15 protein-coding genes are annotated in these 13,472 nt (G+C 35.2%); 11 read left to right on the top strand and 4 right to left on the bottom strand.

All coding sequences use genetic code 11. The features are described from left to right. Positions 1–2: 2 nt before the first annotated feature. Positions 3–821 carry a 3-methyl-2-oxobutanoate hydroxymethyltransferase gene (gene panB, locus Q0X66_RS00900; protein ID WP_297702589.1) on the bottom strand — a complete coding sequence of 273 codons (819 nt, stop codon included), beginning with the start codon at positions 819–821 and terminating at the stop codon, positions 3–5. A 111-nt stretch (positions 822–932) separates the two neighbouring features. Between panB and Q0X66_RS00895 the strand changes: the two genes are divergently transcribed. The 3 genes from Q0X66_RS00895 to Q0X66_RS00885 all read left to right on the top strand — a co-directional run bounded on the left by Q0X66_RS00895 (position 933) and on the right by Q0X66_RS00885 (position 4,522). Further along, positions 933–1,388, top strand: a complete 456-nt coding sequence (locus tag Q0X66_RS00895) for a nuclear transport factor 2 family protein (RefSeq protein ID WP_297702588.1) — start codon at positions 933–935, stop codon at positions 1,386–1,388. A 178-nt stretch (positions 1,389–1,566) separates the two neighbouring features. Next, on the top strand, positions 1,567–3,474 hold the full coding sequence (gene dnaK / locus Q0X66_RS00890; protein WP_297702587.1) for a molecular chaperone DnaK: 1,908 nt from the start codon (positions 1,567–1,569) through the stop codon (positions 3,472–3,474). A gap of 103 nt (positions 3,475–3,577) precedes the next feature. Continuing rightward, positions 3,578–4,522, top strand: a complete 945-nt coding sequence (locus Q0X66_RS00885; protein ID WP_297702586.1) for a hypothetical protein — start codon at positions 3,578–3,580, stop codon at positions 4,520–4,522. A gap of 5 nt (positions 4,523–4,527) precedes the next feature. On the opposite strand, the gene Q0X66_RS00880 is transcribed toward Q0X66_RS00885, so the two are convergent. Genes Q0X66_RS00880 through Q0X66_RS00870 form a run of 3 tightly spaced genes read right to left on the bottom strand, consistent with a single transcriptional unit; the run spans position 4,528 to position 6,145 of the window. Then, positions 4,528–4,923, bottom strand: a complete 396-nt coding sequence (locus Q0X66_RS00880; protein ID WP_297702585.1) for a VOC family protein — start codon at positions 4,921–4,923, stop codon at positions 4,528–4,530. Next, the gene (locus Q0X66_RS00875) at positions 4,920–5,498 is read right to left on the bottom strand and encodes a GNAT family protein (protein WP_297702584.1); all 579 of its coding nucleotides are present in this window, start codon (positions 5,496–5,498) and stop codon (positions 4,920–4,922) included. The genes Q0X66_RS00880 and Q0X66_RS00875 overlap by 4 nt, the downstream gene beginning before the upstream one ends. Next, positions 5,495–6,145, bottom strand: a complete 651-nt coding sequence (locus tag Q0X66_RS00870) for an esterase (protein ID WP_297702583.1) — start codon at positions 6,143–6,145, stop codon at positions 5,495–5,497. Before Q0X66_RS00870 ends, Q0X66_RS00875 begins: the two co-directional genes overlap by 4 nt. Positions 6,146–6,202: 57 nt before the next feature. On the opposite strand from Q0X66_RS00870, the gene Q0X66_RS00865 reads away from it, so the two are divergent. The 8 genes from Q0X66_RS00865 (at position 6,203) to Q0X66_RS00830 (ending at position 13,204) form a co-directional block, all read left to right on the top strand. Beyond that, positions 6,203–6,625 (top strand): PaaI family thioesterase, encoded by a 423-nt coding sequence (locus Q0X66_RS00865; RefSeq protein ID WP_297702582.1) that lies wholly within the window; start codon positions 6,203–6,205, stop codon positions 6,623–6,625. A 1-nt stretch (position 6,626) separates the two neighbouring features. After that, positions 6,627–7,676 (top strand): chorismate-binding protein, encoded by a 1,050-nt coding sequence (locus tag Q0X66_RS00860; protein WP_297702581.1) that lies wholly within the window; start codon positions 6,627–6,629, stop codon positions 7,674–7,676. 48 nt (positions 7,677–7,724) lie between these two features. Next, on the top strand, positions 7,725–9,482 hold the full coding sequence (gene menD, locus Q0X66_RS00855; RefSeq protein WP_297702580.1) for a 2-succinyl-5-enolpyruvyl-6-hydroxy-3-cyclohexene-1-carboxylic-acid synthase: 1,758 nt from the start codon (positions 7,725–7,727) through the stop codon (positions 9,480–9,482). A 33-nt stretch (positions 9,483–9,515) separates the two neighbouring features. After that, positions 9,516–9,860, top strand: a complete 345-nt coding sequence (locus tag Q0X66_RS00850; protein ID WP_297702579.1) for a DUF2853 family protein — start codon at positions 9,516–9,518, stop codon at positions 9,858–9,860. A 65-nt stretch (positions 9,861–9,925) separates the two neighbouring features. Continuing rightward, positions 9,926–10,756, top strand: a complete 831-nt coding sequence (locus Q0X66_RS00845; RefSeq protein WP_297702578.1) for a S1-like domain-containing RNA-binding protein — start codon at positions 9,926–9,928, stop codon at positions 10,754–10,756. Between the two features lie 153 nt (positions 10,757–10,909). Beyond that, positions 10,910–11,506 (top strand): SPOR domain-containing protein, encoded by a 597-nt coding sequence (locus Q0X66_RS00840; protein ID WP_297702577.1) that lies wholly within the window; start codon positions 10,910–10,912, stop codon positions 11,504–11,506. After that, positions 11,506–12,414 carry a 1,4-dihydroxy-2-naphthoate octaprenyltransferase gene (gene menA, locus Q0X66_RS00835; protein ID WP_297702576.1) on the top strand — a complete coding sequence of 303 codons (909 nt, stop codon included), beginning with the start codon at positions 11,506–11,508 and terminating at the stop codon, positions 12,412–12,414. Before Q0X66_RS00840 ends, menA begins: the two co-directional genes overlap by 1 nt. A gap of 37 nt (positions 12,415–12,451) precedes the next feature. Then, the gene (locus Q0X66_RS00830) at positions 12,452–13,204 is read left to right on the top strand and encodes a response regulator (protein ID WP_297702575.1); all 753 of its coding nucleotides are present in this window, start codon (positions 12,452–12,454) and stop codon (positions 13,202–13,204) included. The last annotated feature ends 268 nt before the right edge of the window (positions 13,205–13,472 follow it).

Here is a 13,472-nt window from a genome sequence, read left to right as displayed (position 1 = left end):
TTTTAATATTGCTCATCATCACTAGGGAAATCCCGACTTTTTACATCACTTACATAGCGTGAAATGGCATTCCCCATATCTTCATAAAGATTCATATATCTGCGTAAAAAACGAGGATTGAACTCATGGGTCATACCAAGAAGATCATGGATAACCAATACCTGGCCATCCGCATATTTACCGCCGCCTATACCAATTGTCGGAATAGTGATATTTTCTGAAACTTTTTTTGTTAGCAAAGCAGGTATTTTTTCGAGGACTATGCCAAAACAACCTAACTTTTCAAGAATTTCAGCATCTTCCATTAGTTTCTCCGCCTCATCCTTTTCCTTGGCCCTGACCGAATATGTACCAAATTTATAGATAGCCTGGGGTGTTAAACCCAGATGTCCCATTACGGGAATACCAGCATTTAGGATTCGTTTTACCGATTCTTTAATTTCAATACCACCTTCTACTTTTACTGCATGAGCGCCACTTTCTTTCATAATTCTGATAGCTGAACGCAGTGCTTCTTTGGGATCACTCTGGTAACTTCCAAAGGGAAGATCAACTACAACCAGAGCCCTGTTTACTGCTCGTATAACAGAAGAGGCATGGTAAATCATCTGGTCGAGCGTTATGGGTAAAGTGGTCTCATGCCCTGCCATGACATTGCTGGCAGAGTCACCAACCAATATCACGTCAACATTGGCATCATCAACAATTTTTGCCATAGAATAATCATAAGCAGTAAGCATTGAAATTTTTTCTCCCTGCTTCTTCATTTCTATTAAGGATTTTACAGTAACCCTTTTGTATTCTTTTTTGGAAATAGACATTGCTTTCTTTTTGGCGAGATAAATGTAAGGAGTTTTGTTCAAATGTTAAGAGCAAGGTCTAGTCTTTAATTTATTCCTTATTTTAGGAACCAAAGTTGAAACCAAAACACTATGAGAATTTTAATCTGTTTATTGTTGATTTTTTGTTCAAGCCTATTAAATGCTCAGGATAATGAAAAAGCCGAAGTAAAGAATTCAATAGAATTGTTTTTTGATGGGTTTCATAATCAGGATTCTACTGTGATAAAAAGCACTACCAGCCCTGGTATAATTATGCAAACTATTGGACTGGATAAAGATGGGGCAAGTGTTGTCAAGACCTCAGATTTCCATAATTTTCTAAAATCAATAGTCAGTATTCCTGACACTACAAAATTTAAGGAAAAATTACTATCATATCAAATTCAAATCGATGGCAGCATGGCCAATGCCTGGACTCCCTATGAATTTTGGATCAATGATACACTGAGTCATTGTGGGGTAAATTCATTTCAATTGCACAAGCAAGACGCAGACTGGAAGATCATTTATATTATAGATACAAGGCGTCGTGAAGACTGCAATTAAATCTGAAATACTGTGAATTTTCCGGTTTCAAGCCACTCTAAATAATCTATCATAGGAATGCAACTCATTTATATTTGCGAAATTTATGACATCCTGTCAGTTTTTGCCGGTTGGCATGCTGTTTGTCATTTAATATATCATTGAATATGAAAAAATATTAACTTATAAAATAAAATAGATGAGCAAGATTATAGGAATAGATTTAGGAACAACCAACTCATGTGTTTCTGTAATGGAAGGCAATGAGCCTGTTGTGATACCCAATGCGGAAGGTAAGCGGACTACACCGTCTGTTATTGCATTTGTAGAAGGTGGTGAAATAAAGGTTGGAGATCCTGCTAAAAGACAAGCAGTAACTAATCCACATAACACAATATATTCCATTAAACGTTTTATGGGGAATAAATTCTCAGAGTGTCAAAAAGAAGTTGACAGAGTACCTTATAAAGTGGTAAAAGGAGACAATAATACACCAAGAGTAGATATTGATGGACGTTTATACACCCCTCAGGAGATTTCTGCAATGGTGTTACAAAAAATGAAGAAAACTGCTGAAGATTATTTAGGTCAGGCCGTTACTTCAGCTGTAATTACAGTTCCTGCTTATTTTAATGACGCTCAAAGACAGGCAACGAAGGAGGCGGGAGAAATTGCGGGTCTTAAGGTAGAAAGAATTATTAATGAACCTACAGCAGCTTCTTTGGCCTACGGACTAGATAAGAAACACAAGGATCAGAAAATTGTAGTATTCGATTTCGGTGGAGGTACGCATGACGTTTCCATTTTGGAATTAGGAGATGGAGTTTTTGAAGTATTGGCAACAGATGGGGATACTCATTTGGGAGGAGATGATGTTGATCATAAAATTATTGACTGGTTAGCAGATGAATTTAATAAGGAAGAGAACATAGATCTAAGAAAAGATCCTATGGCTTTGCAGAGATTACGTGAGGCTGCAGAAAAAGCCAAAATTGAATTGTCTACTTCTGCGCAAACTGAAATTAATCTTCCTTATGTCACTGCAACAGCTTCCGGACCTAAGCACCTTGTGGTTACATTGACCCGTTCAAAATTTGAGCAATTAATCGCCGATTTGGTGAAGAGAACCATTAAACCTTGTGAAACAGCTTTAAAAGCCGCCGGACTTTCAAAAAGCGATATTGATGAAATTATTTTGGTTGGAGGATCTACCAGGATTCCTGTAGTTCAGGAAGCTGTTGAGAAGTTCTTTGGTAAAAAACCATCAAAAGGAGTGAACCCTGATGAAGTTGTGGCTGTCGGAGCCGCTATACAGGGAGGAGTTCTTACAGGAGACGTGAAAGATGTCTTGCTATTGGATGTTACCCCATTATCTCTTGGTATTGAGACCATGGGAGGAGTAATGACCAAATTAATTGAATCAAATACGACAATTCCAACAAAAAAATCACAAGTATTTTCGACTGCTGCGGATAACCAGCCATCTGTTGAAATCCATGTATTACAAGGAGAAAGACCAATGGCTCCCGACAATAAAACCATTGGAAGATTCCACTTGGATGGAATTCCACCAGCACAAAGAGGAATACCTCAGATCGAAGTTACTTTTGATATAGATGCCAATGGTATTATAAAGGTGTCTGCTACAGATAAGGCTACGAACAAGTCTCAGGACATCAGAATTGAAGCTTCTTCCGGACTTACTGATGAGGAAATTAAGAAAATGAAGGCAGAAGCAGAAGCTAACGCAGAATCTGATAAACAAGCAAAAGAGACTGCTGATAAAATGAATGAGGCAGATAGCATGATTTTCCAGACCGAGAAACAATTAACTGAGTTTGGAGATAAATTATCTGAAGACAAGAAAAAACCTATTGAAGATGCCTTAGCAGAACTGAAAACAGCCTATGAAGGTAAAGATGTTGAAGTAATAACAACTGCACTGGATAAAATAAATGAGGCTTGGAAGGTTGCATCTGAAGAGATGTATAAGGCCCAGGCTGAAGCTCAGCAGGCTGAAGCACCATCTAATGGTGAAGAGACTACTTCGGAAGACTCAAAAGAAGGAGATAATGTGGAAGATGTAGATTTTGAAGAAGTAAAGTAAAGGTAAAATTAAAGCAGGTTTAAAGGGCGGTTATTCCGCCCTTTTTTATTTTAGGCATGCTATTTGTTTTCATGTTGAAATATAATAAAGTAATTTTGTTTCAATGCAAAAAAACTACGCTACTGACATCTTTAAGATAATATCGGTTATAGGGCTTTTCTTATTGACCTGTAGGACTTATACCCAGGAGCCGCAAATCTTTACATTAAAAGATTTTGACCTGCGGGGAACGGTAAAGTCTTGTCTGGTGATTGCTGATTATGGCAAAGAGGAGTTTGAATTTAACAGGGAAGGATTACTTACCAAAAATTTAACGCGCTATAATGAAACCGATTATAATATTACTTATTACAAATATTTGAACGGACAGTTGCTGGAAAAGCGCGATGAAATTTATCGTGAAGGTCAATTTGATAAACAGACTTCAATTGCTCATTTTTATGAAGTTGATACTACAGACAATAAAAAAGTTTCGGAAAAAATTATTTCTTATACCGGTGACGTTCTGGGTATCTATGATTATTCTTATAATGAGGATGGTAAACTCATTGAAATTATCAGATCTAATAATGAAGGTTTAGACGAGACAAATATTGAATATAGCAGTTATAAGGGCGAAACAACAATAACCTATTTGTTAAATGGTGTAATTCTAAAATCTATAAGAACTTCTTTTAAGAAAAATAGAAAGGGTATAAAAAACGAGATAGTTTTGACCAAAGAATTTCTTGATGGAATTCCCAATAGAGCACAAGAGGAGATTTATGATTTGGAAGACAAATTGATCTCAGTGAAGGAATTTAATTATGATGAAACTAAGAAGTCATTTGTAATTATTAAGGCTATAAACTATACTTATGATACCTCGGGTTTGCTTTTAAAAGAGGTTGCAAAAGTTGAAAAATCTGTTAACACGAAAGAATATATCTACCAATTTGATGGTGAAGAGGAGGGTAATTGGGTTAAAAAGATCATTACACCAGAAAATCTTTTTACTACTCGAAGTATAACTTATTATCAGGATGAATTAATAATATCTGAAGAATAACAGCCTTACTCTTTAAGCGGTTCAATTAAATCCCATAAGTTGCCATAGAGATCCTCAAATACAGCTACGTTTCCATAGACTTCCTTGCAGGGAGAACGAACAAAATTAACGCCTTGTTTGCTCATTTCGCGGTAATCTCTCCAAAAATCATCGGTATATAAAAATAAGAAAACGCGGCCGCCACTCTGATTTCCGACTGCAGTTAGCTGCTCCTCTCCAATGGCCTTTGCCAAAAGTAGGCAACAGGAATTATTTCCACGGGGAGCTATTGTAACCCATCTTTTGTTATCTTTTAGCTCAGTGTCTTCGGTTATTAAAAAATGTAATTTTTTAGTATAAAATTCTATTGCTTCATCGTAATCTCTTACTAAAAGACTAATTGATGAGATATACTGTTTCATTTTTTTACTTTTTTATCCGGTTGATGAAAATTCTCCCATTCATTTTTTAGAATACCGTAACAGCAGGTATTCCTTTTATAACCATTTAATAAATAGACATTCTCCCGAAGAATTCCCTCCAGAATTGCTCCCAGCTTTTCCACCGCTTTTCGTGATTGTAAATTTCGTTCATCAATCCTGAAGGAAACTTTTTCAAACCCCAGGGAGTTAAATGCATGGTTAAGTAACAGATATTTCATTTGTGCGTTAAGTCCTGAACCCTGAAATTTCTTACCTATCCATGTAGAACCAATTTCCAATACCTTGTTTTTATGATCGATATTCATATATCTGGTGCATCCGGCAAAAGCCCCGGCCTGTTTATCATAAATAATAAAGGGAAGCGAGGATCTTTGTTTCTGTTCATCCAGGGCTATTTCAACATAATTCCTAAGAGTCGCAGGAGTTTCTATATCAGATGGGGAATATTGAACAAGTTTATGCTCAACAGCTACCAACTGTAGGCTTTCATAATTATCCAGAGTGAGAGGCGAGAGTCTTACCCGATCATTTTCAAGAATTATTGGGTTTATCATATAATTATTCCATTAATAAGCTCTTTTTTAACGATATGACCTCCATTAAAAATATGTTCCTTAGCTCTACCTCTAAATATGGTCCGGCTTTTTTCTCTCTCAATTGTTAAGCGCTCCTTTGTAAGATACTCATCTTTATTTCCGATTATTATTGTTATCTGAGTATCATTATCTAAATGCGCAAAATCATTTTCATTTAGTTCAATTGGAATACCACCTGCATAGATCACCAATTGATCACAAACAATTTTACGCTGAGCCACCCATCTTGCAGCCATCGAAACTCCTTGGGAGTATCCAAATATAATAAGGTTACGGGTGGAGAGGATCGTTTCTTTTTCCAGGATGGCATCAAGATAGTTGAGATTATTATTTATTTCTGTTTCAGTATTTTCTTTTGTTAGCCAACTGGCGCCCACATGTTTATAGGAGTTATTCAGATAATATTTAGATGGTGCCTGCGGGGCAATGATGTAATTATCAACAGGATTTAGTTCATCAAAATATTTTAGAAAATACCTGCTCAAATACCCGATCCCATGAAAAACGATCCACACATTTTTTGTTTCATCAGTAAAGTCATTTAATGATTCGTAGGTGTTTGTGCTGTTATAACCAACAGATTTTACCAGAGGTTTATTAGTCATATTATTTCAATTGATTTAATTGCATTTGAATGCTTAATTTTACGCAAAAATATTTCTATGAACGAATACAAGGACAAAATACTAAAGGTTTGCAATGATATTTGTAAAAATACCCTGATGGAAACCTTGGAAATTGAATTTATTGATGTTGGTGAAAATTACCTTGTTGCCAAAATGCCGGTAAATTCAAAGGTTCATCAACCCGATGGTATTCTACATGGCGGTGCCACTGTTGCTCTGGCTGAAAGTGTTGGCAGCGCTGCTTCTTATGTATTTCTTGACGGTCAAAAAGTTTATGTACGTGGTATTGAAACATCAGCCAATCATATAAGAAGCATAAGTGAAGGAGAGGTATATGCCAGGGCCACAATTATCCATAAAGGCAGAACTACACAATTGTGGGATATAAGAGTAACAGACAAGGAAGATAATCTAATTTCAATTTGTAAGTTAACCACTATATCCCTACCAAGAGCCTAGTATGTTTTTAGAACACATTGGCATAATTGAAACTCACTGGAAAACTGAATTGCCCGTTGTTGCCTATAGAAAACCCAATACCAATGAAGTAATTTCAATTTTCCAAGATGATTCGACTCTGCATCATGTAAGTGATTTTACTGAGAAAGGCTTCGTTTTCGCTCCTTATAATAAGAAGGCTCCTGCTGTACTAATTCGTCCGGATAAAGTCTATTCGCATGAATTTCAAATGAAGAATTTTAAATTTGATACCCCCAACTTTGAAGGAATCTCGGAGGAAGGGAGGAAGTACCATATAGAAATTGTAAACAAGGCGATTGAAGAAATTGAGAATAATAAGTTCAAGAAAGTAGTGCTGTCAAGAAAGAAAGTGGTACCCAAACATTCCTCACCCCTTCAAATATTTAGAAAAGTCCTTGACAGTTATCCAAATGCCTTTTGTTATTTCTGGTACCATCCAAAAATAGGTCTTTGGATAGGAGCTACACCCGAATTACTTTTTCTTAAACAAAATTCCACTTTGGTGACTATGTCTCTTGCGGGCACCAAAAAGAGTACAACCACGGATAAACCTTCATGGGGTAAAAAAGAAATGGAGGAGCAGGATATGGTTACCCAACACATAGTTCAAGAACTCAGGACTTATGTCCCCGATTTGTCAATTGGAAAAGTAAATTCCGTTAGGGCAGGGAATTTATGGCATCTAAGAACTAAAATTTGGGGAACAGTTGGCGATTTGGAACTAAAAAGCATAATTCAGGCATTACATCCCACACCAGCTATTTGCGGCTTTCCTGTTATTGAGGCAGAAGCATTTATCATAAGGAACGAGAATTATGACCGGGAATTTTACTCCGGATTTTTAGGAGAACTAAATATTGATAATGACAAAACCTCACATTTCTTTGTTAACCTTCGATGTATGCAGATAAAAGATGATTCGGCCTTCCTTTATATTGGTGGTGGAATAACATCCGGTTCCAACGCTCAACAAGAGTGGATGGAAACAGTTCATAAAAGCGAAACCATGCTAAATATGATATTTAATTAAGTCAATCGATTGGATTTACACATTGTTCCGTCGTATTTTTGTGTGCCTATGAAATATTCTAGTATTCCTTCGGCTCAATCGGTTGTTTTCCATTGTAAGTCAAGGGGAATAAAGAACGTTGTAATCTCCCCGGGTTCAAGGAATGCTCCATTAACCGTTGGTTTTACTAATGACCCATATTTTTCTTGTTATAGCATTGTAGACGAACGTAGCGCAGCATTTTTCGCCTTAGGCATGGCGCAACACTTACAAAAGCCTGTGATAGCCGTTTGTACATCCGGAAGTGCACTTTTAAATTATTACCCTGCGGTGGCAGAAGCTTTTTACAGTGATATACCTCTTATTGTTATTTCTGCAGATAGACCTGCTTATAAAGTCGATATTGGGGATGGTCAGACCATAAGACAGGAATCATTATTTGAAAAGCATATTGGTTATTCAGCCAATTTAAAACAAGATATCTCCCATGCTACCAATACAGTAGAGAAGTTTGATCCCAACTTGTTTGCAAAAGATTATAGCTTAGAGCAATTGCAATCTCAAATACAAAGTTTTAATGATGCTGAGTTAAATAATGCTTTAAAATCGGCAATTATCCAAGACAGCCCCGTGCACATAAACATACCTTTTGAGGAGCCTTTATATGACGCCGTGGAAGATATGAAGCTAGCTCCATTTTGTACTCCTATAATTTTGGAGAATAGTAGTGAGGAGATCAATTGGGATGATCTTGCCCGAATATGGAATTCGTGTGAAAAGAAAATGCTCATTATTGGCGTAAATAATCCGGATAATATTAATGTTGATTATTTAAATATCCTTGCGAATGATGATTCAATAATTGTTTTTACAGAAGTTACTTCAAATGTGCATCATCAAAATTTTTTCCCAAGCATTGACAGTATAATTGCACCGATTGAAAAATCACAGAAAAGAGAATTATTTTCTAAGGAATTACAGCCCGAACTATTAATAACAATGGGAGGCCTGATAGTTTCCAAAAAGATAAAAGCATTTCTCAGAGAATATAAGCCAAAACATCATTGGCATATAAATAATAAAAAAGCCTACGATACATTTTTTAGTCTTTCAAAGCATATAAAAACGAATGAAAATAATTTCTTTGAAAACATTTTAGGAAAGAGGTTTGAGCTACAAAGTAATTATTACGGCATATGGAATAAAGTAAAACTAAAATATCTGAGTAGAAGGAAAACTTATTTAGATGAAATTCCATTCACAGATTTTTTAGCTTTTCAAACTATTTGTTCAAATATTCCTCAAAACTATCAGCTACATCTGGCAAATAGCTCAACTGTCAGATACGCACAGTTATTTGATTTGGACCCTTCACTGAGCGTATATTGTAATAGAGGGACAAGTGGCATTGACGGAAGCACTTCTACCGCAATTGGTTCGTCAATTCATTCAGTGGATCCTACCTTACTGATAACCGGAGATCTGAGTTTCTTCTATGACAGTAATGGTCTTTGGAATTCATATAAGCGCAACGATTTAAGAATAGTAGTAATAAATAATGGTGGTGGCGGCATTTTCAGAATCTTGCCAGGGATGGAAAATTCTCATAATTTTGAGACCTACTTTGAGACTGTGCAAGATTTAGAATTGCAAAGACTTTGCTCGCTATTTAATTTAAATCATTTGGAAGCTGTAGACAAAAAAACCTTAGATACTGCCTTGTCAACTTTTTATTTGCCTTCCAAATCGCCAGTGCTTTTAGAGGTAAAAACACCCCGATTATTAAACGATAAAATTTTGCTTACTTATTTTGATTTCATATCTTAGAATATTATTAAATCGTATAAAAACACTAACACTATGAGCAGTAGAAGAGACGATCTCATTCAGCAGTACGCTGCTGATATCAAAGGTAAATTTGGTCAAACCCCGGATATGGATCTGCTTACAAAAGTAGCTATTGGTCTGGGTCCTGCTATCTATAATATGGATGCGTCCAAAGTGTCAGGAACAGACGGTTCTGAACTGGAAACAGTAAAGAAAAATTTTTTACTAAAAAAATTAGGACTAACAGATGGTCCTCAACTAATGGAAGGTATCAAAAGTGTAATTAACACATATGGGACTTCTGAGAGAAACAAACATCGTGCGGTAGTATATTATATATTGGCAAAGCACTTTAAAAAAGAATCTATTTATAATTAGAACATTAAATTAGCCGTTCTTCAAATGAACGGCTTTTTTTATACCTTTTTACATAGAACGACTTCATGATAGAATTAGGAAATTATAATACGTTAAAAATTCTAAGAGAAACAGCTGTAGGACTATTTCTGGGCGACGATGACGTGGATGATTTGTTACTTCCTTTAAAATATATTCCTGAAGAGTTTAATATAGGAGATGATATAAGTGTATTTTGTTACCTGGATCATGAAGAACGGCCTATTGCGACAACCCTTAAACCACTAATTAAAAGGAATAATTTTGGATGGCTGAGGGTGGCCGAGGTAAACCAATTTGGGGCTTTTTTGGATTGGGGATTGGAAAAGCATTTGCTCGTACCATTTAGGGAACAGCAGACAAAAATGAATGAAGGAGAATCGTATGTAGTTTTTTGTTACCTAGATGAAAAGACTTTCAGATTAGTAGCTTCATCCAGATTGAATAAATTCGCGAAAAATGAAGATATATCACTAAGCCCGAAGGATGAGGTAGATCTATTGGTAAGCCGGCAATCTGAATTAGGTTGGGACGTCATTATAGATAATAAATACCAGGGGCTTGTTTTTAAGAGTGAAGTGTTTCAACCCATTAAAGTAGGAGCAACCTTAAAGGGGTATGTAAAGAAAATTCGTGAGGATAATAAAGTTGATATTGTTTTAAAGCCCATTGGCCATTTGGCACTTGAACCTGCAGCCAAGCAGATCTATGAGAAGTTAGAATTGGCAGGCGGATATATTTCACTTCATGATAAATCAGCGCCGGAGGAAATACAGCAGATGTTTCAGATGAGCAAAAAAGCTTTCAAAAAAGCCATAGGATCCCTTTACAGAGATCGAAAAATTGAAATAAAAGACGACGGAATATATAGAGTGTGAATCGGATAACTTTCCAATAGTTTTAAAAAAATGCTAGTTAGGTATTTAGTTCTACCCATAAATCGGCTATTTTTGCTAAATAAGCTTATTTATTTTGTTGATAATAAGCTTTTTACTTAAATTTAACCGTTGACCCCCTAAATTAAATATCAAATGCCATTTATTGAAGAAAGCGATTTATTAGAATTACATAAAGACATTGACAAAGCACAGATTATTAATGAACGCTTGTTAGATCAAATAAAATATAAAAATAAAGAATTAAAAAGGAGTAAGGTTCAAAGAAATATTCTTGCCGGTGTAACTACAATTTTTTTAATTGGAACTATTGCATTTACTTCATATATCAGTGGGCTTAGCAGTTCTAATACCTATGACAATCAAAATTTATTGGTTTCAATTGATAGTTTGGACGCTGTAAAAACCAGAATAGATAATCTTCAGCAACAGAATGAAGAGCTGAGTTTGGTAAAAGAATTTTATCTGGCTAAGATGTTTTTAGAAAAAGAAAAGATATATTCTGTTCAGGTAAAATCCTTTGTTGATAATAATCTTACCCTGTCCTCAGAATCATTAACAAATACCATGTTCGTCAAAACCAACCCTTTTTATTCTTATTCCCTGGGGAATTTTGAAACATTGGAAGAAGCCAGGTCATTCAGATATCAATTGGTCAAAATGGGTTTCGATGATGCATTCGTGGCTTCTTATCAGGATGGAAAACGAATAAAAATTGAAGATCCTTATTAGTGATCAAATTTAGAGCTTGGCTAAATGCAGCCCGCTTAAGAACTCTTCCCTTATCATTGTCAGGCATATTAGTAGGTACAGCTTTGGCCAATATTTACGGTTATTGGGATTTACATATTTTTATTCTTGCTTTGTTAACTACAGTGGCTTTTCAGGTAACATCGAATTTTGCAAATGATTATGGAGATGGAGTAAAAGGCACAGACAATGAAGATAGAATAGGACCTAAGCGAGCTTATCAAAGTGGCCAACTGTCTAAAAAGGAGTTAAACACAGGTATTCGTATATCTGTTGTTATAGATTTATTCCTGGTCTTCTTGCTTTTGTACTTTGCTTTTGAAGAAGAACATTTAAAGTATGTGGTTTTATTTGTAATACTTGGAATGGCCAGTATTTGGGCCGCCATTAAATATACAGTTGGGAGCAATGCATATGGTTATAAAGGATTTGGTGACCTTTTTGTTTTCTCATTTTTTGGACTGTTGAGTGTTCTGGGTTCTATGTTTTTGTATACAAAGTTTTTAACATCTATGGCCTTACTTCCTGCCGCTTCTATAGGATTTCTAAGTACAGCAGTACTTAATTTGAACAACTTAAGAGATATAAGATCGGATAAAAATGCTAATAAGAATACGGTAATTGTCAAAATAGGACTTTCTAAAGGGAAAGTTTACCATTACACCTTGATCATTTTGGCATTCATTAGTATGTTAACTTTTGTAGCGAATCATTACTATTCATGGAAAAGTGGAATATGCCTGATCGCATTTTTACCTCTTTTTATTCATTTAAGACTAGTAAGCAAAATAGAAAATCCTCGGAATTTTGATCCAGAATTAAAAAAAGTGGCATTGAGTACTTTTCTGTTGGGATTCTTGTTTTATATAGAGTATAATTATTTTTTGTAAATTTGAATAGACATAACCCACTAATACCATACTTACTTTGGAACAAGCTATAAAGATTCTTATTGTAGAAGATAACGTGATTATTGCAGACGACATGCAATCGATGTTGGAGGAAATAGGATATGAAATTGTAGACAATGTTATTGTTTACGAACAGGCTGAAGAGGTTTTAAAAAATAATCATGTAGACCTGGTGCTTATTGATATCATTTTAGCATCCGACAAAACGGGAATTGATTTAGGAAAGCATATAAGAGAGAAATACAATATTCCCTTCATATTTGTAACGTCCAACTCAGATAGGGCTACTGTGGAGAACGCTAAGACAGTTAAACCTAATGGTTACCTGGTAAAACCATTTGAACAACAGGATCTATATACTTCTATCGAGATTGCACTTTCAAATTTTGATTACTCAACGAAAGAAGGAGGACAGGAACATCCAGAAGATGAAGAAAGAGTAGTATCCAATTCTGTTCTCAAAGATTCTATTTTTGTCAAAAAGCAGCACCTTTATTATCGTATTCAGTTTGGAGATATTCAGTTTATAAAGGCAGATAATGTTTACCTGGAAGTGAATACAATTGACAAGAAATTTCTAGTAAGATCTCCCTTAAAAGATTATTTAGGGAAATTACCTAAAAATAAATTCTACAGAGCGCATAAATCTTATATCGTAAACGTAGATCATATAGATGCTATTAACTCAAAGGATATTATGATAAATAATACCCTGATCCCGATTTCGAAGGATTTTAAAGAGTTTATTATTTCTGCCATGAACTCATAGAGTTAAAATTTTCAAAAGTTTTATTTTATTGGAATAGAGTCTTATATATCTTGTTAATGCCCTTCAAAAGGTCAATCACAACACATTTCAACTACTTCACAACATTTATTTTTCCCTATTAAAGAATTGGAATACTTTGGCTATGTAATTAATCGAATAATTTTTTTCATTTTCATATAGTGTTCTCGTAAAAGAGTCTTGTCTTAGTTGGCAGGGCTCTTTTTGATTATAACCATTTTGAATTGAACCGGATTTCTAATCTACCTGA

The organism is uncultured Eudoraea sp. (assembly GCF_947260015.1).
GTDB lineage: Bacteria > Bacteroidota > Bacteroidia > Flavobacteriales > Flavobacteriaceae > Eudoraea.
Note: the sequence above shows the minus strand (reverse complement) of the source record. Positions and strands in the feature narration are given on the sequence as shown.

Coding starts and splice junctions, on each gene's coding strand:
- panB (WP_297702589.1), bottom strand. CDS start 821: ATGTCTATTTCCAAAAAAGAATACAAAAGGGTTACTGTAAAATCCTTA.
- Q0X66_RS00895 (WP_297702588.1), top strand. CDS start 933: ATGAGAATTTTAATCTGTTTATTGTTGATTTTTTGTTCAAGCCTATTA.
- dnaK (WP_297702587.1), top strand. CDS start 1,567: ATGAGCAAGATTATAGGAATAGATTTAGGAACAACCAACTCATGTGTT.
- Q0X66_RS00885 (WP_297702586.1), top strand. CDS start 3,578: ATGCAAAAAAACTACGCTACTGACATCTTTAAGATAATATCGGTTATA.
- Q0X66_RS00880 (WP_297702585.1), bottom strand. CDS start 4,923: ATGAAACAGTATATCTCATCAATTAGTCTTTTAGTAAGAGATTACGAT.
- Q0X66_RS00875 (WP_297702584.1), bottom strand. CDS start 5,498: ATGATAAACCCAATAATTCTTGAAAATGATCGGGTAAGACTCTCGCCT.
- Q0X66_RS00870 (WP_297702583.1), bottom strand. CDS start 6,145: ATGACTAATAAACCTCTGGTAAAATCTGTTGGTTATAACAGCACAAAC.
- Q0X66_RS00865 (WP_297702582.1), top strand. CDS start 6,203: ATGAACGAATACAAGGACAAAATACTAAAGGTTTGCAATGATATTTGT.
- Q0X66_RS00860 (WP_297702581.1), top strand. CDS start 6,627: ATGTTTTTAGAACACATTGGCATAATTGAAACTCACTGGAAAACTGAA.
- menD (WP_297702580.1), top strand. CDS start 7,725: ATGAAATATTCTAGTATTCCTTCGGCTCAATCGGTTGTTTTCCATTGT.
- Q0X66_RS00850 (WP_297702579.1), top strand. CDS start 9,516: ATGAGCAGTAGAAGAGACGATCTCATTCAGCAGTACGCTGCTGATATC.
- Q0X66_RS00845 (WP_297702578.1), top strand. CDS start 9,926: ATGATAGAATTAGGAAATTATAATACGTTAAAAATTCTAAGAGAAACA.
- Q0X66_RS00840 (WP_297702577.1), top strand. CDS start 10,910: ATGCCATTTATTGAAGAAAGCGATTTATTAGAATTACATAAAGACATT.